Annotated in this window: 19 protein-coding genes; 3 read left to right on the top strand and 16 right to left on the bottom strand. The window is 61.8% G+C overall.

Going from position 1 to position 19,979, the window contains the following annotated elements; all coding sequences use genetic code 11:
- Position 1 precedes the first annotated feature (1 nt).
- A complete protein-coding gene (locus PMI09_RS19965) occupies positions 2-418 on the bottom strand; it encodes a MarR family winged helix-turn-helix transcriptional regulator (RefSeq protein WP_007798574.1) in 417 nt (138 codons plus the stop codon).
- Positions 419-841: 423 nt separating this feature from the next.
- On the opposite strand from PMI09_RS19965, the gene polA reads away from it, so the two are divergent.
- Positions 842-3,841 (top strand): DNA polymerase I, encoded by a 3,000-nt coding sequence (gene polA, locus PMI09_RS19960; protein WP_007798572.1) that lies wholly within the window; start codon positions 842-844, stop codon positions 3,839-3,841.
- A gap of 172 nt (positions 3,842-4,013) precedes the next feature.
- Positions 4,014-6,359 carry a DNA translocase FtsK gene (locus PMI09_RS19955; RefSeq protein ID WP_007798569.1) on the top strand — a complete coding sequence of 782 codons (2,346 nt, stop codon included), beginning with the start codon at positions 4,014-4,016 and terminating at the stop codon, positions 6,357-6,359.
- Positions 6,360-6,785: 426 nt separating this feature from the next.
- Here PMI09_RS19955 and PMI09_RS19950 read toward each other — a convergent pair whose 3' ends face one another.
- The 8 genes from PMI09_RS19950 to phnC form a co-directional block, all read right to left on the bottom strand.
- Positions 6,786-7,307 (bottom strand): GrpB family protein, encoded by a 522-nt coding sequence (locus tag PMI09_RS19950; RefSeq protein WP_007798566.1) that lies wholly within the window; start codon positions 7,305-7,307, stop codon positions 6,786-6,788.
- A 22-nt stretch (positions 7,308-7,329) separates the two neighbouring features.
- A complete protein-coding gene (gene phnN, locus PMI09_RS19945; protein WP_007798561.1) occupies positions 7,330-7,929 on the bottom strand; it encodes a phosphonate metabolism protein/1,5-bisphosphokinase (PRPP-forming) PhnN in 600 nt (199 codons plus the stop codon).
- Positions 7,926-9,065 carry an alpha-D-ribose 1-methylphosphonate 5-triphosphate diphosphatase gene (locus tag PMI09_RS19940; protein WP_007798558.1) on the bottom strand — a complete coding sequence of 380 codons (1,140 nt, stop codon included), beginning with the start codon at positions 9,063-9,065 and terminating at the stop codon, positions 7,926-7,928. Before PMI09_RS19940 ends, phnN begins: the two co-directional genes overlap by 4 nt.
- A gap of 13 nt (positions 9,066-9,078) precedes the next feature.
- Positions 9,079-9,774 carry a DUF1045 domain-containing protein gene (locus PMI09_RS19935; protein ID WP_007798556.1) on the bottom strand — a complete coding sequence of 232 codons (696 nt, stop codon included), beginning with the start codon at positions 9,772-9,774 and terminating at the stop codon, positions 9,079-9,081.
- Between the two features lie 132 nt (positions 9,775-9,906).
- Positions 9,907-11,247, bottom strand: a complete 1,341-nt coding sequence (phnE, locus tag PMI09_RS19930) for a phosphonate ABC transporter, permease protein PhnE (RefSeq protein ID WP_007798553.1) — start codon at positions 11,245-11,247, stop codon at positions 9,907-9,909.
- 8 nt (positions 11,248-11,255) lie between these two features.
- Positions 11,256-12,227, bottom strand: coding sequence for a phosphonate ABC transporter, permease protein PhnE (phnE, locus tag PMI09_RS19925; protein WP_037083612.1), 972 nt, complete (start codon positions 12,225-12,227; stop codon positions 11,256-11,258).
- Between the two features lie 69 nt (positions 12,228-12,296).
- A complete protein-coding gene (phnD, locus tag PMI09_RS19920) occupies positions 12,297-13,202 on the bottom strand; it encodes a phosphonate ABC transporter substrate-binding protein (RefSeq protein WP_007798548.1) in 906 nt (301 codons plus the stop codon).
- A 90-nt stretch (positions 13,203-13,292) separates the two neighbouring features.
- Positions 13,293-14,138: a phosphonate ABC transporter ATP-binding protein gene (gene phnC, locus PMI09_RS19915; protein ID WP_037083594.1), complete on the bottom strand. Its 846-nt coding sequence runs from the start codon at positions 14,136-14,138 to the stop codon at positions 13,293-13,295.
- 276 nt (positions 14,139-14,414) lie between these two features.
- Between phnC and PMI09_RS19910 the strand changes: the two genes are divergently transcribed.
- The gene (locus PMI09_RS19910; protein WP_007798541.1) at positions 14,415-14,627 is read left to right on the top strand and encodes a hypothetical protein; all 213 of its coding nucleotides are present in this window, start codon (positions 14,415-14,417) and stop codon (positions 14,625-14,627) included.
- An 88-nt stretch (positions 14,628-14,715) separates the two neighbouring features.
- Here the strand turns inward: PMI09_RS19910 and PMI09_RS19905 are convergent, their stop codons facing one another.
- The 7 genes from PMI09_RS19905 to phnG form a co-directional block, all read right to left on the bottom strand.
- On the bottom strand, positions 14,716-15,330 hold the full coding sequence (locus PMI09_RS19905) for a DapH/DapD/GlmU-related protein (RefSeq protein ID WP_007798538.1): 615 nt from the start codon (positions 15,328-15,330) through the stop codon (positions 14,716-14,718).
- Positions 15,327-16,037, bottom strand: a complete 711-nt coding sequence (gene phnL / locus PMI09_RS19900; protein WP_007798535.1) for a phosphonate C-P lyase system protein PhnL — start codon at positions 16,035-16,037, stop codon at positions 15,327-15,329. The genes PMI09_RS19905 and phnL overlap by 4 nt, the downstream gene beginning before the upstream one ends.
- A gap of 64 nt (positions 16,038-16,101) precedes the next feature.
- Positions 16,102-16,878 carry a phosphonate C-P lyase system protein PhnK gene (phnK, locus tag PMI09_RS19895; RefSeq protein WP_007798533.1) on the bottom strand — a complete coding sequence of 259 codons (777 nt, stop codon included), beginning with the start codon at positions 16,876-16,878 and terminating at the stop codon, positions 16,102-16,104.
- Entirely contained in the window at positions 16,875-17,756 is an 882-nt protein-coding gene (locus PMI09_RS19890) for an alpha-D-ribose 1-methylphosphonate 5-phosphate C-P-lyase PhnJ (RefSeq protein WP_007798530.1), read from the bottom strand. The genes phnK and PMI09_RS19890 overlap by 4 nt, the downstream gene beginning before the upstream one ends.
- Positions 17,753-18,859: a carbon-phosphorus lyase complex subunit PhnI gene (locus PMI09_RS19885; RefSeq protein ID WP_007798528.1), complete on the bottom strand. Its 1,107-nt coding sequence runs from the start codon at positions 18,857-18,859 to the stop codon at positions 17,753-17,755. The genes PMI09_RS19890 and PMI09_RS19885 overlap by 4 nt, the downstream gene beginning before the upstream one ends.
- 3 nt (positions 18,860-18,862) lie before the next feature.
- Positions 18,863-19,486, bottom strand: a complete 624-nt coding sequence (gene phnH, locus PMI09_RS19880) for a phosphonate C-P lyase system protein PhnH (RefSeq protein WP_007798525.1) — start codon at positions 19,484-19,486, stop codon at positions 18,863-18,865.
- A complete protein-coding gene (gene phnG / locus PMI09_RS19875) occupies positions 19,486-19,953 on the bottom strand; it encodes a phosphonate C-P lyase system protein PhnG (protein WP_007798522.1) in 468 nt (155 codons plus the stop codon). Before phnG ends, phnH begins: the two co-directional genes overlap by 1 nt.
- Positions 19,954-19,979: the final 26 nt, after the last annotated feature.

Genomic DNA, 19,979 nt, shown 5'->3' with positions numbered 1-19,979 from the left:
CTTAAAGCTTCTTGGCGTTGTCGAGAAGACGACGGATATATTCGAGGGTCAGTTCGCGTTCGAAGCTCTTGAAGCCCCGAAAGAGCGCGAGATCCGCTTCGCGCGCCGCCTCGATCGCGTCGTCTTCCATGCCTTTGGCCTTGTCCGTCAGGAAGATCAGCTGGGCGCGCTTGTCGGACGGATGCGGACGACGATCGATCAGCCCGTCGCGCGCCATGCGTGCAAGCGTGTTTGCCATGGTCGCCTGTTCGATGTCGACGCGAGCCAGCAACTGCTTCTGGGTCAACCCGTCCTCGGCCCAGAGTTCGAGAAGAACCGGGAACTGCCCTGGCGAAAAGCCGAGCCTCGCCGCGCGCTGCTGCAGCGAACGAGCGAAGCCCTTGGCCAGCTGGCTGGCAAGATAGGCTCCCGAGTCCATACGATTAATTCCCATCTTCTCAGTTAGTCGCAAAATACTCGACAAAACAATTCAACAAAACGCATGCGATGCACCACACATACTTTCATCGCAGGCTGTCCTTTGAAAGATAGAGCAGAAAAACAAAGCCGCCATAGCCTGGAGGTGTGGCTATGGCGGCTCTAAAATGGGGACAAAGGCCCGGAGAGGGGATAAGGCCTTTGTCCAAGTCCGATGCGGCGGGGGACAAGCCAGCTATCAGACCCTCGACGCGATCAACACGATCAAACGTCGGTAGTAATCATTTGTGATCGGGAATGTGGCTTTTCAAGGGAAAGCCGAGGATTGACTATTACAAATTAGTAACAGTTTGGTGAGGCAGAATCTTTTCTCACTCCTAACTTTATATGGACCTTCCAAGGTGGCCGCGCTATCCATGACGCCATGAAAAAAGGCGATCATCTTTTCCTAGTCGACGGCTCCGGTTTCATCTTTCGAGCCTTTCACGCACTCCCTCCGCTAACGCGCAAATCCGATGGCCTGCCGGTGGGCGCGGTGTCTGGATTCTGCAACATGCTGTGGAAGCTCCTGACCGATGCACGCGACACGTCGGTCGGGGTGACCCCGACGCATCTTGCCGTCGTCTTCGACTATTCGGCAAAGACGTTCCGCAAGGATCTCTACGACGCCTACAAGGCGAACCGCTCGGCGCCGCCCGAGGAACTGATCCCGCAATTCGGGCTCATCCGCCATGCAACGCGGGCTTTCAATCTGCCGTGCATTGAGACGGAGGGTTTCGAGGCCGACGACATCATCGCAACTTATGCGCGTCAGGCCGAGGCGCTCGGCGCCGATGTTACGATCGTGTCCTCGGACAAGGATCTGATGCAGCTGGTGACGCCTGCTGTCCACATGTACGACAGCATGAAGGACAAGCAGATCGGCATTCCCGATGTCATCGAGAAATGGGGCGTGCCGCCCGAGAAGATGATCGATCTTCAGGCGATGACCGGCGACTCGGTCGACAACGTGCCTGGCATCCCCGGAATCGGCCCGAAGACAGCGGCGCAGCTGCTTGCCGAATACGGCGATCTCGACGCGCTCCTGGAACGCGCGACCGAAATCAAGCAGGAGAAGCGCCGGCAGACGATCATCGAGAATGCCGACAAGGCGCGCCTGTCGCGCGAACTGGTGCGGCTGCGCACCGACGTTCCGCTGGAACTCAGCGTCGAAGACCTGACCCTCGAGCCGCAGAATGGACCGAAGCTGATCGGCTTCCTGAAGGCAATGCAGTTCACGTCGCTGACGCGGCGCGTGGCCGATGCTTGCGATTGCGATGCCAGCGCGATCGATGCCGTCGATGTTCCGGTCGAGTGGGGCGCGGCGGCACGCGGCCCCGATCTCGACGTCGCCCAGCCCGAGCCAGTTGCCGGTGGCATTCCCGATGTCGCCGGCGAGTCGGTGCCCGTTCCCGCGAAGGCGAACGGCGGGAATGGTCGTGAAGGCACGTTCCTGCCTGGCGATCTTGCCAAGGCGCGCGCCGAGGCGTTTGCCTCCCTGCCCTTCGACCACTCGCGCTATGTCACGATCCGCGATGTCGCGACGCTCGACAAATGGATTGCCGATGCGCGCGAGACGGGACTGGTTGGCTTCGACACCGAGACGACGTCGCTCGATGCGATGCAGGCGGAGCTTGTTGGATTCTCTATGGCGATCGCCGACAACGACAAGAACGCCACCGGCACCAGCATCCGCGCCGCCTATGTTCCGATCGGCCACAAAACAGGTGTCGGCGATCTGCTCGGCGGCGGGCTCGCCGACAATCAGATTCCGATGCGCGATGCCCTGCCCCGGCTGAAGGCACTGCTGGAAGACGAGTCGATCCTGAAGGTCGCCCAGAACCTCAAATACGACTACCTGCTGATGAAGCGTTACGGCGTCGAAACGACGAACTTCGACGATACGATGCTGATCTCCTACGTTCTGGATGCCGGAACCGGCGCCCACGGGATGGATCCGCTCTCGGAGAAGTTCCTCGGTCATACGCCAATTGCCTATAAGGACGTGGCCGGCAGCGGTAAGTCGAACATTACATTCGATCTCGTCGATATTGATCGCGCCACACATTATGCGGCCGAAGATGCCGACATCACATTGCGACTCTGGCTGGTCCTGAAGCCACGCCTTGCGGCTGAGAAGCTCACGACCGTTTACGAACGCCTCGAGCGGCCCTTGCTTCCGGTTCTGGCGCATATGGAAGCACGCGGCATCACCGTTGACCGGCAGATCCTCTCGCGCCTGTCCGGCGATCTCGCACAGGGCGCCGCGGCGCTGGAGGATGAAATTTACAAGCTCGCCGGTGGGCGCTTTACCATCGGCTCGCCAAAGCAGCTGGGCGACATCCTGTTCGGCAAGATGGGGCTTGCCGGCGGCACGAAGACGAAGACCGGGCAATGGTCGACATCGGCAAGCGTGCTCGAAGACCTCGCTGCCGCTGGCTTCGAACTGCCGCGCAAGATCGTCGACTGGCGCCAGCTGACCAAGCTGAAATCGACCTACACGGACGCGCTGCCGGGATACATCCATCCTCAGACGAAGCGGGTCCATACCTCGTATTCGCTGGCCTCGACGACGACCGGCCGCCTCTCGTCCTCGGAACCGAACCTGCAGAACATTCCGGTGCGCACGGCGGAAGGCCGCAAGATCCGCACGGCATTCATTTCGACGCCCGGCCACAAGCTGATCTCGGCCGACTACAGCCAGATCGAGCTGCGCGTGCTGGCGCATGTCGCCGAGATCCCGCAGTTGACGCAGGCGTTTGCCGATGGCGTCGACATTCATGCGATGACCGCGTCGGAGATGTTCAGCGTGCCCGTCGAGGGCATGCCGTCCGAGGTGCGGCGTCGCGCGAAGGCGATCAACTTCGGGATCATCTACGGCATTTCCGCCTTCGGTCTTGCCAATCAGCTCTCGATCGAGCGCTCGGAAGCGGGCGACTACATCAAGAAGTATTTCGAGCGTTTCCCCGGCATCCGCGACTACATGGACAGCCGCAAGCAGATGGCGCGCGACAAGGGCTACGTTGAGACGATCTTCGGGCGGCGAATCAACTACCCGGAGATTCGCTCCTCCAACCCGTCGGTTCGTGCGTTCAACGAGCGTGCGGCGATCAACGCCCCGATCCAGGGATCGGCGGCGGACATCATTCGCCGGGCAATGATCAAGATGGAACCGGCCCTTGCCGAGGCGGGGCTTGGAGATCGCGTTCGCATGCTCCTGCAGGTGCATGACGAACTGATCTTCGAGGTCGAGGACGCTGATGTCGAAAAGGCCACACCGATCATCGTTTCAGTCATGGAAAATGCCACCATGCCGGCGCTTGAAATGCGCGTGCCGCTGAAGGTCGATGCACGTTCGGCGACCAACTGGGACGAAGCGCACTAAGCGCTTCGTCGAAAATCCATTAAAATTTTCATCACCTTTCAAGTTATTGATATTAAATATTTTTCTTTAAATTTTTCGTCGAGTGACGGTGCGGATGGAAGGAACTTATTAACCTTCATTTCCTAATTCGAGAGCGGGTATTAGTTGCTAATCATGAGTGAGTAGCGGTCGTATGCGCTTTCCTAGAACCAATCTGACAGGGGCCGAGGAGATTTCCGCGGAAGTCGAAGGTGAACAGCTGCAGGAACACGCAGGCGAGAAGCCTACGGCACCGATCTGGCAGAGCAATTTTTCACTGGCTCCGAATGTGCGGTTTACCCGCACGCCCGAGAATCTGATCAATCCGAAACGCGTGCCGGCGCCACCCGTTCGCACGGCGCCTCTTGCGCTGCAGGAACGCGTTGCGGCAGAAATCGGCGCGAGCGTGGAGCCGCCGGCGTCTGTTGTCGCCAACGGTCCGCTCGAGGGCTATGAAGCCGAGATCCCGCCTGTGATCGAAGTGCAGCCGACCGCGGCCGTATCGCCGGTGAGTTCGGTCGAACCTGAAACCCACACCATTGTCCGCGCATCCACTGAACTGGCGTCCATCTCGGACTTCGCGTTCTGGGAAGTCATGGCCTTCGAGGAAGCGGCCGCCGAACCGATCCTGCTGCCCCCGGTTGTTTCGCTGCCAAAGGCCGAGGTCAGCCCAGAATCGATCATCAGCCGGTTCCGTGTCATGGAGTGGCGGCCAGCTCGGCAACAGCTGGCAATTGCCGTTGCTCCCATGCCTGAGCCTGTCGCTCCGCCTCCCGTCGCACCAGCTCCTGGTTTGACGCTCACCCGCGCAACTCAAAGCCCGGCAGAGGCCGAGCAGAGTCGTATGGAAGAAGCGGTCGTCCAGCCGAAAACGCCGCCGATCGCTCCGTTGCCGGTCCGCACGCAGGCACCGCAACCGCTCGCGCCGGCACCGCGCTTTGCCGCGCCGAAGATCGTGCCCTCGAGGGTCGATGCCTCGGGCTACGAATTCCCGTCGCATTCGCTGCTGCAGGAGCCGCCGGAACGTGTTGGCGAGATCATGTCGCAGGAGACGCTGGAGCAGAATGCCGGCCTCCTCGAAAGCGTGCTCGAGGATTTTGGCATCAAGGGCGAGATCATCCATGTCCGCCCCGGCCCCGTCGTCACACTTTACGAGTTCGAACCGGCACCGGGCGTCAAGTCCTCGCGCGTCATCGGCCTGGCCGACGATATCGCCCGCTCGATGTCAGCGCTGTCGGCGCGTGTTGCCGTGGTTCCCGGCCGCAACGTCATCGGCATCGAACTGCCGAACGCGCTGCGCGAAACCGTCTACTTCCGCGAGATGATCGAAAGCCAAGACTTCGAGAAGAGCGGCTACAAGCTGGCGCTCGGCCTCGGCAAGACGATCGGCGGCGAGCCGGTCATCGCGGAGCTCGCGAAGATGCCGCATTTGCTCGTCGCCGGCACCACCGGTTCGGGCAAGTCGGTTGCCATCAACACGATGATCCTGTCGCTGCTCTACCGGATGTCGCCGGAACAGTGCCGCCTGATCATGGTTGATCCCAAGATGCTGGAACTTTCCGTCTATGACGGCATTCCGCATCTTTTGACGCCCGTTGTCACCGACCCCAAGAAGGCCGTGATGGCGCTGAAGTGGGCGGTGCGCGAGATGGAGGATCGCTATCGCAAGATGTCGCGCCTCGGCGTGCGCAATATCGACGGCTACAACAACCGCGTGGCGCAGGCGCGCGACAAGGGCGAGACCATCCATGTCATGGTCCAGACCGGCTTCGACAGAAGCACCGGCGCGCCGATCGAAGAACAACAGGAAATGGACCTGACGCCGATGCCATACATCGTCGTCATCGTCGACGAGATGGCCGACCTTATGATGGTCGCCGGCAAGGAAATCGAAGGGGCGATCCAGCGCCTCGCGCAAATGGCGCGTGCGGCTGGCATCCACCTGATCATGGCGACGCAGCGCCCTTCGGTCGACGTCATCACCGGGACCATCAAGGCAAACTTCCCGACCCGTATCTCCTTCCAGGTGACGTCGAAGATCGACAGCCGCACCATCCTTGGAGAGCAAGGCGCCGAACAACTGCTCGGCCAGGGCGACATGCTGCACATGCAGGGCGGCGGGCGGATCTCGCGCGTACACGGGCCGTTCGTTTCGGATGCCGAAGTGGAGAAGGTCGTCGCGCACCTGAAGACGCAGGGACGGCCGGAATATCTCGACACCGTGACGGCCGACGAAGAGGAAGATGCCGAGGAAGAGGATAGCGCCGTCTTCGACAAGGGCGACATGGCCGCCGAGGACGGGAACGACCTCTACGACAAGGCCGTCAAGGTGGTGCTGCGCGACAAGAAGTGTTCGACCTCCTACATCCAGCGCCGTCTCGGCATCGGCTACAACCGTGCGGCTTCGCTCGTCGAGCGCATGGAGAAGGAAGGTCTCGTCGGCCCGGCAAACCATGTCGGCAAGCGCGAGATCGTGGCTGGACGCGGCGAGACCGAATGATCGCTATATCTGCGGCGGCCCGTAGACGGCTGCCGTAGACAACGCCCCTCCACGCGGAGGGGGCTCCGCGACGGAATAGCCTAGCTGGGAAATGGGCGGGCGGTGGTCTTGGTATATGTGGATTGTCAGGCGCCACAGCCTGCCCGATCGCATCAAAGGGTTTGGAGATCTTCCAGGCCAACAGGAGCGTCTCTTGACCCTTCCGTTCCGGAGGAGCGGAGGCCCTGACGGCCTCTGATCCACCTTTTGCAACCATTGCCGAACGCCGGACTTTCGACCAGTTTTGTCAGATCCGCTTCGCGACCAGGCTCCCTGTCCAATGACGCCATCAGTATACGGCGGGCCGTTGATGCGGGGATCGGCGAAGAAGAACGGCTCGTTCAATTCGTTGAAAGTCCTCAGGAATTATTTCTCCGCGCACGAAAACTATCCGCGCGGAGACCGTTCGGCCTCAATGGCCGCGAGCCGTAGCGTCTCGGCGACGAAATCGCTCTTGCCGCCGGTGTAGATATCCCAATCGCCGTTGGCCTCGGCGGCAAGGTGACGCTTCAGCGCCTGATACTCGTTTGCTCTTTGCGGGTGAGCGCGCAGATAGTCGCGGAACAGGATGCGGTCGCGGTGGGCCGGATCAGGTGTGCAGAGATAGAGGCGCAAGCCATAGCCGTCATGATCGCGCGTGAAGGGCCAGCGGCCTTCGCCGTAGGGATCGCCATGATCCTGAAAACCGGCGGAGCGAAGCAAGGCGCCGACCGCAGCCAACGCAGCTTCGTCCACGAGCACGGCATCAAGATCGATCTTGGGTTTAGCCGCTAGTCCGGCGACCGCCGTGCTGCCGATATGCTCGATTGCAAGAATGCGATCCGCCGCCAGCGCCAGCAGCTCACACCTTGCGGCGTCGAAGAGAGCGGGCCATGCCGGATCGTAGTCGAGAACCCTGATCGGCCGCATGCCCCCTCCGTGTCAGCCGATCCTAGGCCACTTCCGTGAGGAAGCCGTTCAGCGCATCCACGATCCTGCGCTCGCCTTCTTCCAGCGAGCCGCTGTTGTCGAGGTCGGTCACGTCGTAGTCGCCGCGCACGGTGAGTGGACCGCGAGCAAGACGCGCCATGATGTCTTCGTGCGTCTCGCGGCCGCGCGCTTCCAGACGGCTGGCCAGCACCTCGGCAGTCGCCGTTACATTGATGACCTTGAGCCGCGGGAAGACCGCCTTGAAATGGTGAAGCGCCGAACGGGAGCCATTGGCGATGACCAGATTCCCCTGTGCGAGCGAGACCGACACCTCGGCTGGAATGCCATATTTCAGGCCGTGTGCTTCCCACCAAACGGCAAAGCTTCCGGCCTGTTCCATCGACGCAAAGCCCTGGTCCGACACGGCGAGATGCTGCTCGCCGCCAGCATGGGTGTGGCGGGTGATGACGCGGCGGACGAAATGCACCTCAGGACGGCCCTGGAAGTGCTTGGCGGCCAGCGCCATCAGCGTGTCCTTGCCGGCGCCGCTCGGGCCGACGACCACGACCATGATGCCGCGTTCGGTGCCCGGAACGATGTGCGGTTCGTGCGACGGGTTCATGCGACACGGCGCCCTTCGCGCCAAACAGAGCGGCTAACCGGCACGCCGTGGTCGCGGAACACGCGGACGAGATCGGCGCGCAGGCCGGGAGCGATGCGACCGCGGTCATCGAGGCTGACGGTGCGGGCAGGCGTCGCGGTGACCATGGCGATCGCTTTCGGCAGCGAGATACTCTCGACTTCGTCGGCAATCAGGAAGGGAGCATAGAGGAGGCTGAGCGGGACGTAGTCGGAGGACAGTACATCGAGAACGCCGCGTTCGGCGAGATCGCGGGCAGCAATGTTACCGGAATGCGACTTGCCGCGCACGATGTTCGGGGCGCCCATCAGCACGCTCATGCCATGCTCGTGCGACGCCTTGGCTGCGTCGAAGCTGGTCGGGAATTCGGCCAGGCGAACGCCATTTTCGATGGCTTCGTCGACATGGGCGAGCGTTGCGTCGTCATGACTGGCGACGGTAATGCCGCGCTCAGCGCAGACCTTGGAAATGGCCACGCGGTGCGGCGTCGAGTTGCGCTCGGATTCCGACACGCGGCGATCGATGAACTCGGCAAACTCGGCATCGGTCAGGCCGCGCTTCTTCTGGTAATAGAAGATGTACTGATCCATCGTCTGGAACTGGCGCTGGCCGGGAGCGTGATCCATCAGCGAGACGAGACGGACATAGGGATCGTTCTCGAAATCGGCGAAATGCTGCAGAACGTTGTCAGCAGAGACCTCGCAGCGCAGGTGTAGCAGGTGTTCGGCACGCAGGCGGCCTTCCTGCTCGGCCTTCTGGATGGCGTCGGCCATCTCGCGCATCTCGCCATGCTCGAAGCCGCCGTCTTCGTCGGCGCCCATACGGAGGCAATCGAAGACCGTGGTGATGCCTGATGTGACGATCTGTGCGTCATGCGCCTGGATCGCCGCCGTCTTGTGCCAGCGCAGGCCCGGGCGCGGCGAATAGTGGCCTTCGAGATGGTCGGTGTGGAGCTCGACGAGACCCGGGATCAAATAGTCGCCTTCGAAATCCTCGCCGACACGGGAGCTGCCTGTCGAGATATCGGCGATCTTGCCGTCGCGGACGAGGACCGATCCTTCGATGATTTCATCCTCGAGGACAATGCGGGCGTTGGAGAAGACGGTTTCTGTGGTCATCGACTATGGTCTCTCAGTTTTTCGCGCCGGCAAGCGGCCACCAGGAATGGGCTGTAAACGGCGCGCCACGCGCCTCCTCAACGAAAACGGCAAGGCCGCCAATTGGGAGCGGCCGGCCGGTAAAAGCGGCGAAACGCTCCGCCAGAATGGCCTTCATTATGCCAGCACGCTCCTGCGGCACCTGGCCGGTCAGCGTCATGTGGAACCCGAAGTCATCCATCACATAGGGATAACCCCAGCGCAACAGATTGGCCCTCTGGCTCTCGCTCAGTTTCTCCGGATTGCGGCGTGCGATATCGGCATCCGACAACGCGGCGCGAAACGGTTCGAAGGATTTTACCACCGTGGCTGCGAAATCCTGAAGCGGCGGATGCAGAAAGGCGGGTACCAGCGCAAAGAATTTGCCCAATTGTCCAAGCACCAGCTCGGGAATCTCGAAGGCGGGCGTACGGGCGGCGAAATCCTCGACAACCTGGAGGAGGTCCTTCTCAGTGACGGAGGCGGCCAGATGGAACGGTGCCTTGATCGTCGCGTGGAAGGCATAGCGGCGAGGCTCGGCGGTCAGCTCAAACTGCTCGGCGGCCGGCAGGTTCGGATGATCGGGAGCCAGATAGGTTTCGCCGGTGAAGGCATCGCGGCCGAGCCAGAGCGCGGCCGTGCCGTTCAAAGGATCATCCTTCGGCGGCGTAAAATAGAGTGCGTAGCGCAAGGCTCGTATCCTGGGAATCGTTCGGAATGCGGATTGCAGTCTTCAGTGATTTGACCGCCGCCGCAAGCTGGCTTCCGGCTAAAAGATTTCCGTGACAGAATGATGATGATCCCGAACGATCCTGCGCTTTTTTCAGTGTGCCTTGGTGCCCATCAATCGATGGCGCAGCGCGTTCGAGGCCATGTCGAACAGGAAAACGACGATGAGGATCAACAGCACCATATAGGCGACATTTTCCCAGTTGGCGTTGGTACGCATCGCCTCCCAAAGCTTGAGGCCGATACCGCCGGCGCCGACCGCGCCGATGATGGTGGCGCCACGGACGTTCGATTCCCACTGGTAGAGCGTCTGGCTGACGAAAACCGGAACGATCTGCGGGATGATGCCGTAGCGATGCGTGAGCACGGTGGAGGCACCGGTCGATTTGATGCCTTCGCGCGGCTTATTGTCGACGTTCTCCAGGCCTTCGGAATAGAGCTTGCCGAGCGTGCCGGTTTCCGTGAGGAAAATCGCGCCGGAGCCGGCCAGGGGACCGGGGCCGAAGGCGCGGGTCAGGAAGAGCGCCCAGATCAGCATGTCGACCGACCGCAGGAAGTCGAAGAAGCGCTTCAGGACCTGGTTCAGTACCTTGTTCGGGGTGATATTGCGCGCAGCCAGAAACGCCAGCGGGAAAGCGAGCAACGCGCCGAGCAGCGTTCCCAGGAAGGCCATCACGATGGTCTGGAACAGCTTGGTCCAGACGTCGCCGTGCTGCCAGGCGCTGTTATGCCAGATATTGTCGAAGGCAAGCGACAGGTTGGACTGGCCGGGCTTCAGTTCCGGTCCCGAAACGATCAGGCTCAGCACCTCGCCCACCGGCTTGTCAAAGAAGGGGGACTGGGTGTCGAAGACGAAATTCGCCCAGCCGAGGAATCGCTTGCGGACCTTCACGCGATCGACCGAGATACTGACGTCACCGGCAAAGCCGAGATCGGCCAGGACGTTGTCGTCATAGACCGTCATCCAGCTCGGCACAGGGCCGATGACCTTCGGCGCGCCGCCGGAGACTTCCACCGGGACGCTGATGCCGCGGGCGGTGACGACCGTCTCCGTCTTGGAGACCGTGACCGTGCGGCCCCTGTCACTGACCGACACGGTGACGCTGCCATCCGGATTGTTGATGACCCAATCTGGATGCGGGTTGTCGCCAAGCGGCGAGAAGCGCGGATATTTGATCGTGATGCCGTCATCGCCGATGCGCAATTCGGGCTGTACATCATAGCTTACCCACTGGCTGAGATAGAGGCCGACGCGCTCCCAATGGGCATCGGCAAGCAGCTTCGGCAAGTCGAAGAACCAGGTTGCGTAAAGCGCATAGACAAGCGTCGCGATCACGATCATCAGGCCGCCGAAGCGCTGCTGGAAGGAACGTTTGAAATATTCCGGGTAGCGCTGCTCGATCTCGTGCATCCGGTTGGCGTCGATCACCGTCATGGCGGACCTCAATGCTGCAGAAGGAAGGCGTGCTCGCCGACGAGGCGGCGGCGCAGCCATGCGGAGAACTGGTCGACCGCAACGATGGTGATGAAAAGCAGGAGAACGAGCGCCATCGTCTTGGCGCCGAAACCGCGCGAGATGGAGAGCTTCAGCTCCTCGCCGATGCCGCCGCCGCCGACCGCACCGATGATGGTGGAGGCACGAACGTTGATCTCAAGGCGCAGCAGTGCGTAGGAGACGAAGTTCGGCATGACCTGCGGCATGGCGGCGAAGCGCACGCGCTCCGACCAGCTGGCGCCCACGGCCTTAATGCCCTCGTCGGGCTTCATGTCGATGTTTTCGACGACTTCGTAGAAGAGTTTGCCGAGCGCACCGATGGTGTGCAGGCTGACAGCGATGATGGCGGCAACTGGACCGATCGACAGGATGGCTGAAAACAGGCCGGCGATGACGATCTCGGGGAAGGCGCGGAGGAGTTCGGTCAGACGCTTGGCGATGATGCGCGGCGGATTGGACGGCGCCAGATTGCGGGCCACGAGAAAGCTCAGCGGCACGGCGAAGATGAAGCCGATGATCGTCGAAACGAGCGCGACGTTGATCGTGATGATCATCAGCTCGAAATATTCGGGGATATAGAAGCCGCCCCAGACATAGACGCGACCCTCGGCGAAATTATACTCCTCACCGGTCCTCTGGGTCGGGCTTGCGATGTCGAACAGGGCGCGCCAGACGTCATTCCAATCCTTTGGAATGAGCCAGCTCAAAAAATCGAAGAGATGCGGCAGGCGCTCGAAGAAATGGCCGGCATTACTTTCATCGGCAAAACGCAGCGAGGCAACGAAGGCGGCAAACAGGATCACCAGGCCGAGGCCGGTATAGAAGCGGCGGCGGGCCACCATCTTGCTCCAGGCGTCACCGATTTCACGGGCGCTTTGCGGCGTGGTCGGCGCGTGGGCGGTGGGATCGGCAAGTGTCATGAAGGTGTCCGCTTTCTTCGCAGGAAAAAGGGCGGCCTGCAACGGCCGCCCTCCAGCTATCAGGATCGTTCAACCGCCGATGGCAGCCTTACGAGCGTCGATAATGGCGTTGTAGAAGTCAGGCTGAACCTTGGTGTAGCCCTGGTAGTCGCCGCCTTCGATGGCTGCGAAGCACTTGGCATCCTTTGCCGGGAGCTTCATGAAGAAGTCGGTGAGCTTTGCCTGCCAGTCAGCACCGAGTTCGTTGCGAACAACGAGCGGACCGTTCGGGATCAGCGGCGAACGCCAGACTTCGACGAGCTTGTTCGGGTCTACCGTGCCCTTGTCGACAGCCTTGCGGAAGGTGCCGGAGGTGTAGCCGTCCTTGAAATCGCCGATGCCCGAAGAGTCGTCAACAGCGATGTCGACCTTGCCGTCGTAGGCAGCGAGAAGGTTGTTCTCGTGACCGCCGTTGAACTGCGTGGAAGCGAAGTACTGGTCATTCGGCATGCCAGTGTCCTTCGGGATCTGTGTCAGCGGAATGAGGTAGCCCGAGGTGGAGTCCGGATCGGCGTAGCCGAGCTTCTTGCCCTTGGCGTCCTTGATGTCCTTGATGCCCGCGGACTTCAGAGCCAGGCCGATCGAGTGGTAGCCGGTCGAGCCGTCCTTCTGGACCGTCGTGAGGATCGGGGTAACAGCCTTGTCGTTCTTGATGGCAATTGCAGCGTAACCCGAAGCGCCGAGTTCTGCAAAGTCGAGCGTGCCGCCGAGCAGACCCTGGATAACGCCGTCATAATCAGCAGCCGGGAAGAGCGAAACCTTCTCGAAGCCGAACTCGGTCTTCAGGTGGTCGGCCAGGCAAGCGTAGTTGCGCAGGCGGTCGGTTTCGTTCTCGCCACCGAGAATGCCCACGCGGAATTCCTTGAGGTCTGCAGCATGCGAGATGCCGGCAAGCGCAAACAGCGCCGTCGCGGCAAAGAGTGCTTTCTTCAACATGGTACTCTCCTGATTGACCGGCGTCCCCGGCGATCTCTGGTTAAGAAGAAATGTGCCCATAACGCGGGCTTACGATCGAGGCCGCCCCTCTCAGAGACCGGCCAGCGCCAGCGATTGCAAACCGGCGGATTGTTGGGCGGCTGCAGCCGCGGGAATGTTGATCGACGTCGAGGTCATCGTCTCGTCGATGCCGGCACCATCCTTGTCGGTGCCGTAGATCTGCTTGACGGCATCGGCCGTCAGCTCGGACGGCTTGCCGTCGAATACGACGCGGCCAGCGGCCATGCCGACGATACGTTCGCAGTAGTTGCGGGCGGTATCCAGCGTATGAAGGTTGGTGACGACGGTGATGCCTTCGCGCTCGTTGATGTCGCGTAGCGCGTCCATGACGATCTTGGCATTCAGCGGATCGAGCGAGGCGATCGGCTCGTCGGCAAGCACCATCTTCGGGTTCTGCATCAGGGCGCGGGCAATCGCGACGCGCTGCTGCTGGCCGCCGGAAAGGGTGCCAGCCATTTGCAGTGCCGTCTGCTCGATACCGAGGCGCTCAAGAGCTGCGATCGCATGAATGCGCTCTTGGCGGGTGAAGATGCCGAGCAGGCTCATTGCGGTCGAGCGATGGTTCAGACGGCCGAGCATGACGTTGGTCAACACGTCGAGACGCGGAACGAGATTGAACTGCTGGAAGATCATGGCGCAATCACGCTGCCAGTTGCGCAGGGCCTGACCACGGAGGCTCGAGACCTCAACGCCGGCAAAATGGATCGAGCCTGACGTCGGTTCCTGCAGGCGGTTGATCATGCGCAGAAGCGTGGACTTGCCGGCGCCGGAACGGCCGATGATGCCGACCATCTGGCCCTGAGGAATGTCGAGCGTCACGGAATCGACGGCGGTCTTGTTTCCGAAACGGCGGGTGACATTCTTCAGCTCGAACATCATGCTCTTCCTCATAGTCCAAACGCGATATGAGGGAGTGCATTAGTCCCGGTTGATGAAGCTCCAATGTCAGTTTTGTGTAAGGACTGTCATAATCGAGGCTTTGGCGGCCCGCCGAAATCCGGCCAGGTTGTGTGCCGCGTAAACAACATGCAGAGAGGTCCTGCCAATCGCAGCCGGCTGGCGATTGCACTCGAAGTCGGTCGTTGACAGTTGACCCGATCACCGGTCGATGGCAGGCAACTCAAGGGACATCGAGGATGCTGGAGTAAAGCGATGGATCGGACTCTCTTCAAAAGCCTGTGCAACGCCGGGAAGTTTAAGGAGGCACTCGGCCTCGCCATCCGAGGACACGAGGACGAAAAGTTCACGCCCAGCCGCTTCTCCATGGATAAAAAGACCGGATTGCCGATCTTCTACCGCGGCAACAAGCGTGTAGAGCCGGACGAGACCGGCGAATGGCAATTGGCGAAGAACCCAAATCCATAGGGTAAGGCGTGGCCTGCCGTAGGAGGCCGGCCTTCGCTGACCAAAACGTCGAGGAATGGCCCCTGAGCAAACTCAGGGGCTTTTGTCGCTATTCGTAGCGCGCGAGAAAATCTTCCGCGCTCAGGTTCCGGAAGTCCTGCAGGGCGATCCGCAGGCGGTCATGCTCCCAATCCCACCAGGCTAGCTTGTCCATGCGTTCGCCGACCTCTTTGGGAAAGCGTTCGCGGATCAGCTTGGTGGGGACGCCGCCGACGATTGTGTAGGGGGCGACATCCTTGGAGACGACCGCGCCGGCGCCGATGACGGCGCCGTTACCGACCTTGACGCCGGGTAGAATGGTGGCGCCGTGACCGATCCAGACGTCATGGCCGATAACGACGCGGTTGGAGCGGCGCCATTCGAAGAAATCGGTCTCCATATCGGCATCCGACCAATAGTCGGCGGCGCGATAGGTGAAGTGATGCAGCGTCGCGCGCCAGGTCGGGTGGTTGGTGGCATTGATGCGCACCGAAGCGGCGATGTTGACGAACTTGCCGATCGTCGCGCACCAGATCGCGCCATCCTGCATGACATAGGAGTAGTCGCCGAACTCGACCTCTTCGATGCGGCAGCGCTCCGAGACTTCCGTGAAGCGGCCAAAGGTGGCATTCTTCACGGAAGCGGTTTCATGAAAATAGGGCTCTAGGCCAATCTTGCGGCTCATGCGGCGATTGTCTTTCGCGGCGAGAATTTCTGGACGTCGAGAATGCGGTCGGCGACGGCCTCGCGCACTTCCTCATCGTGGAAGATGCCGAGGAGCGCGACACCCGCCTTCTTCTTTTCCTCGATCATGCCGACAACCACGGCGCGGTTTTTGGCATCGAGGGAGGCCGTCGGCTCGTCGAGCAGCAGCACCGTATGCTCGGTGATGAAGCCACGGGCGATGTTGACGCGCTGCTGCTCGCCGCCGGAGAAGGTGGCGGGCGGCAGCTGCCAGAGCGCTTCGGGCAGGTTCAGCTTCGAGAGAAGGGTTGCGGCCTTCTCCCGCGCCGTTTCCGCCTTCTCGCCGCGGGCGACCAGCGGCTCGGCGACCACGTCGATTGCCGCGACACGCGGGACGGTGCGCAGGAACTGGCTGACATAGCCGAGCGTGTGGCGGCGCACATCGATGATCGTGCGCGGGTCGGCCGTTGCCAGATCGACGATCTTGTCGTGATGCTTGATGAGGATCTGGCCGCTGTCGACGACATAGTTGCCGTAGATCATCTTGAGCAGCGAGCTCTTGCCGATGCCCGACGGGCCGCCAAGGACGACGCATTCGCCTGACGCAACGGAGAAGGACACGTCCGAAACGACCGGCAGCTTGATGCCGTCGCGCAGGTGCATGGTAAAGCTCTTGGCGACTTCAGAAATAACGAGTGGCGTTGCCATGATTTCTTTCCTTAGTTTCGCATGCCAAGGACCCCTGTAGCCGGAGTCCGAACGGCTTTCGCGATCAGACCTGCAGGATGGAGGAAACAAGGAGCTGTGTGTACGGCTCGCGCGGATCGTCCAGGACGCGATCGGTCAGCCCGTGCTCGATGACATGGCCATCCTTCATCACCATCATGCGGTGCGACAGCAGGCGTGCGACGGCGAGATCGTGGGTGACGATGATCGCCGCAAGGCCGAGATCGTTGACGAGTCCGCGGACGAGATCGAGTAGGCGGGCCTGCACCGACACGTCGAGGCCGCCCGTCGGCTCATCCATGAAGACCAGACGCGGGCCGGTGACCAGATTGCGGGCGATCTGCAGACGCTGGCGCATGCCGCCCGAAAAAGCACGCGGCTGATCGTCGATACGGCCTTCGTCGATCTCGACGCGCTGCAGCCAGTCGACGGCGGTGGAGCGGATGTTGCCGTAGTGGCGGTCGCCGATCGCCATCAGGCGCTCACCGACATTGGCACCGGCAGAGACCGTCATGCGCAGGCCGTCAACCGGATTCTGATGCACGAAACCCCAGTCGGTGCGCATCAGGAAGCGGCGCTCGGCCTCGCTCATGCGGTAGAGATCGCGATAGGCGCCGTCACGCATATGGTACTCGACGCTGCCGGTCGTCGGCATCAGACGGGTCGAGATGCAGTTGAGCAACGTGGTCTTGCCCGAGCCAGATTCACCGACAATGGCGAGCACTTCGCCGGGCCAGAGCTCGAAGGAGACGTTCCGGCAGCCGATGCGGTTGCCGTAGAACTTCGAGACGTCATTGACTTTGAGAAGCGGGGTGTCGCTCATTGGGCAGCCTCCTGATTGGGTGCCAACATCTCGCCGACATGCCCGTGGGCGCGCCGGTCTTCGCAATGGTCGGTGTCGGAGCAGACGAACATGCGCCCGCCCTTGTCGTCGAGGATCACTTCGTCGAGATAAACCTCTTCAGCGCCGCAGAGTGCACAAGGCTTGCCGAAGCGCTGGATCTCGAAGGGGTAGTCCTCGAAATCGAGGCTGACGACTTCGGTGTAAGGCGGGACGGCGTAGATGCGCTTCTCGCGCCCTGCCCCGAAAAGCTGCAGCGCGTCCGACATGTGCATTTTCGGATTGTCGAACTTCGGCGTCGGGGACGGATCCATGACGTAGCGGCCGGCGACCTTGACCGGATAGGCGTAGGTTTTGGAGATGCGACCGTTGTGCGCGATGTCCTCGTAAAGCTTCACATGCATGAGGCCGTATTCCTCAAGCGCGTGCATCTTGCGTGTTTCGGTCTCGCGCGGCTCGAGGAAGCGCAGCGGCTCGGGGATCGGCACCTGGTAGACCAGCACCTGATTGGGGCCGAGCTTTTCTTCCGGGATGCGATGGCGCGTCTGAATGATCGTCGCATCCTTCGTGTGGGTCGTCACCGCGACGTTTGCGACCTTCTGGAAGAAGGCGCGGATCGAGACGGCATTGGTGGTGTCGTCGGCGCCCTGGTCGATGACCTTCAGTACGTCGTCCGGACCTATGATCGAGGCCGTCACCTGCACGCCGCCGGTTCCCCAACCGTAGGGCATCGGCATTTCGCGCGAGGCAAAGGGCACCTGATAGCCGGGTATGGCGATCGCCTTCAGGATCGCGCGGCGGATCATGCGCTTCGTCTGTTCATCCAGATAGGCGAAGTTGTAGGTAGCTAGATCGGTCATTCGGCCTCCTTGATGGTGCCGTCGCCGCCGATGCGGCCGGCTTCGAATTCGCTGCGCATGCGGCGGACCAGATCGAGTTCCGCCTGGAAGTCGACATAGTGCGGCAGCTTCAGATGCTCGACGAAGCCAGTCGACTGAACGTTGTCTGAATGCGAGATAACGAATTCCTCGTCCTGCGCCGGAGCGGTGATGTCCTCGCCGAGCTCTTCGGCGCGTAGTGCGCGATCAACAAGCGACATGGACATTGCCTTACGCTCGCTCTGGCCGAACACCAGGCCATAGCCGCGGGTGAACTGCGGCGGTGCCTTGGACGAACCCTTGAACTGGTTGACCATCTGGCACTCCGTAACCTGGATCGTGCCGAACGAGACCGCGAAGCCGAGTTCAGGAACATCGAACTCCACTTCGACTTCACCGATGCGGATTTCGCCGGTGAAGGGATGGTTGCGGCCGTAGCCGCGCTGGGTCGAATAGCCGAGCGCCAGGAGGAAACCTTCATCGCCGCGAGCCAGCGCCTGCAGGCGCAGATCGCGGGTCATTGGGAATTCCATCGGCTCGCGCGTCAGGTCGCCGATCTCGTGATCCTCGGGCATCTCGCCGTCGCCCTCGATCAGGCCTTCCTCACCGAGGATTTCCGAAACGCGCATGACACGGCCGGTTTCGGCATCGCGGAGTGTCGGCTCCCCGACGGCTTCGTCGGTCAACAGCGACGGGTCGAGAAGGCGATGCGTATAGTCGAAGGTCGGGCCGAGCAGCTGGCCGCCCGGAAGATCCTTGTAGGTGGCGGAGACACGGCGCTCGATCTTCATGCGGGCGGTGTCGATCGGCTTGCTATAGCCGAAGCGCGGCAGCGTCGTGCGGTAGGCGCGGAGAAGGAAGATCGCTTCGATCATATCACCCCGCGACTGGCGAACGGCGAGAGCCGCGAGCGTGCGATCGTAGAGCGAGGCTTCGGCCATAACGCGGTCGACGGCCAGCGCCAGCTGCGCGACGATCTGATCGATACCGATAGCCGGCAACGAACGGTCGCCGCGACGGCGATCCGCCAGCAGGCGATGGGCATTGGCAATGGCGGCCTCGCCCCCTTTGACAGCAACATACATGAGTCACATCTCCGTTGCGGTGATCTTGGTGGTGCGCGGCAGGCAGAGGAACCGGCTGCCGGAGGTCAGCACGATATCGATGCCGCGCGGGAAGAGTGCGCGGTTCTCCGTCCAGAGCCGCAGGAAGGTATCGGGCAGACCGATGGGCGCGATATCAGTCACCGTCTTGATGCCCGGTCCCATCAACGCCAGCCTTCTGCCGCTTTCGAGATCCGCCAGTTCGATGACAAGGGTCGTGGAGCGGTCGGGATATTCCTGCGTGCCGGCGGCAAAGAGCCCGAAGGAGGACAGCGTCACACCGGCTTCGACGAAGGCAAAGCGCGCTTCGGCCTTCTCTGATGTGACCGGCGCGCCGGTGTGGAAGCCGAGCCATTGCGGCACGGCGGACCTTGCGAGCCCGGCAGACAGCCAGACCGGGGTGTCGTGATCGCAGAGGGTCAGCGCGATTGCGCCAGCCGCAACGCCGAGCGGCGCCGGAGGCGCGGCGCGGGGAGCGACCGTCTGGATCAGGCCCGGACGCGCCATCGCATCCATCATCAGCTTGAAGACGCTCTGTGCGTGGAAGACCGGCTCAGCAAAGCCGCCGGCCAACGCATCATTCTTTGGGGCTTCCGTCTTGAGGCTCATCAGTCGTCTCCGCGAACCATGGTGAAGAAATCGACGCGGGTCGCGGCCGTCTCGTCGGCCCTGCGGCCCTCGGCCGCGGCCACGCGCGCTGCGATCGGCGCGAGAAGTGTCTGCTCGACGAAATGCTGGGTGGCTGGCTGCTGCCAGAGCGCGTCGAAAATGGCGGAAAGCCGTGCCTTCTCGCGATCTGTGCCGAGTGCCTGTGCGTGGCCAACAGTGCCGGATGCAAGGCGCACGGTGGCACGCGTCACCGTCACTTCACCGAGATTGAAAGGTGCACCGCCGCCGCCCATGCGGCCGCGGACCATGACGAGGCCCGTTTCCGGTCCGCGCACCGGCTGGACCGCAGGCTTTTCCGCCAGCTTGTCCCACGCCTCGAGCAGTTCCTGCCGTTCCGCACGCGCAAGCAGGTCGACGACGCGCTTGCGCCCACCTGCCGCCGGCTCATTCTTTTCCGCTAAGGTCATCGCCACATCCTTTAAATGTCTATTGA

The sequence above is a fragment of the Rhizobium sp. CF122 genome, assembly GCF_000282035.1.
Taxonomy (GTDB): Bacteria; Pseudomonadota; Alphaproteobacteria; order Rhizobiales; family Rhizobiaceae; genus Rhizobium.
The sequence above is the reverse complement of the archived record's forward strand: the minus strand, read 5'-3'. Positions and strand labels throughout refer to the sequence as shown.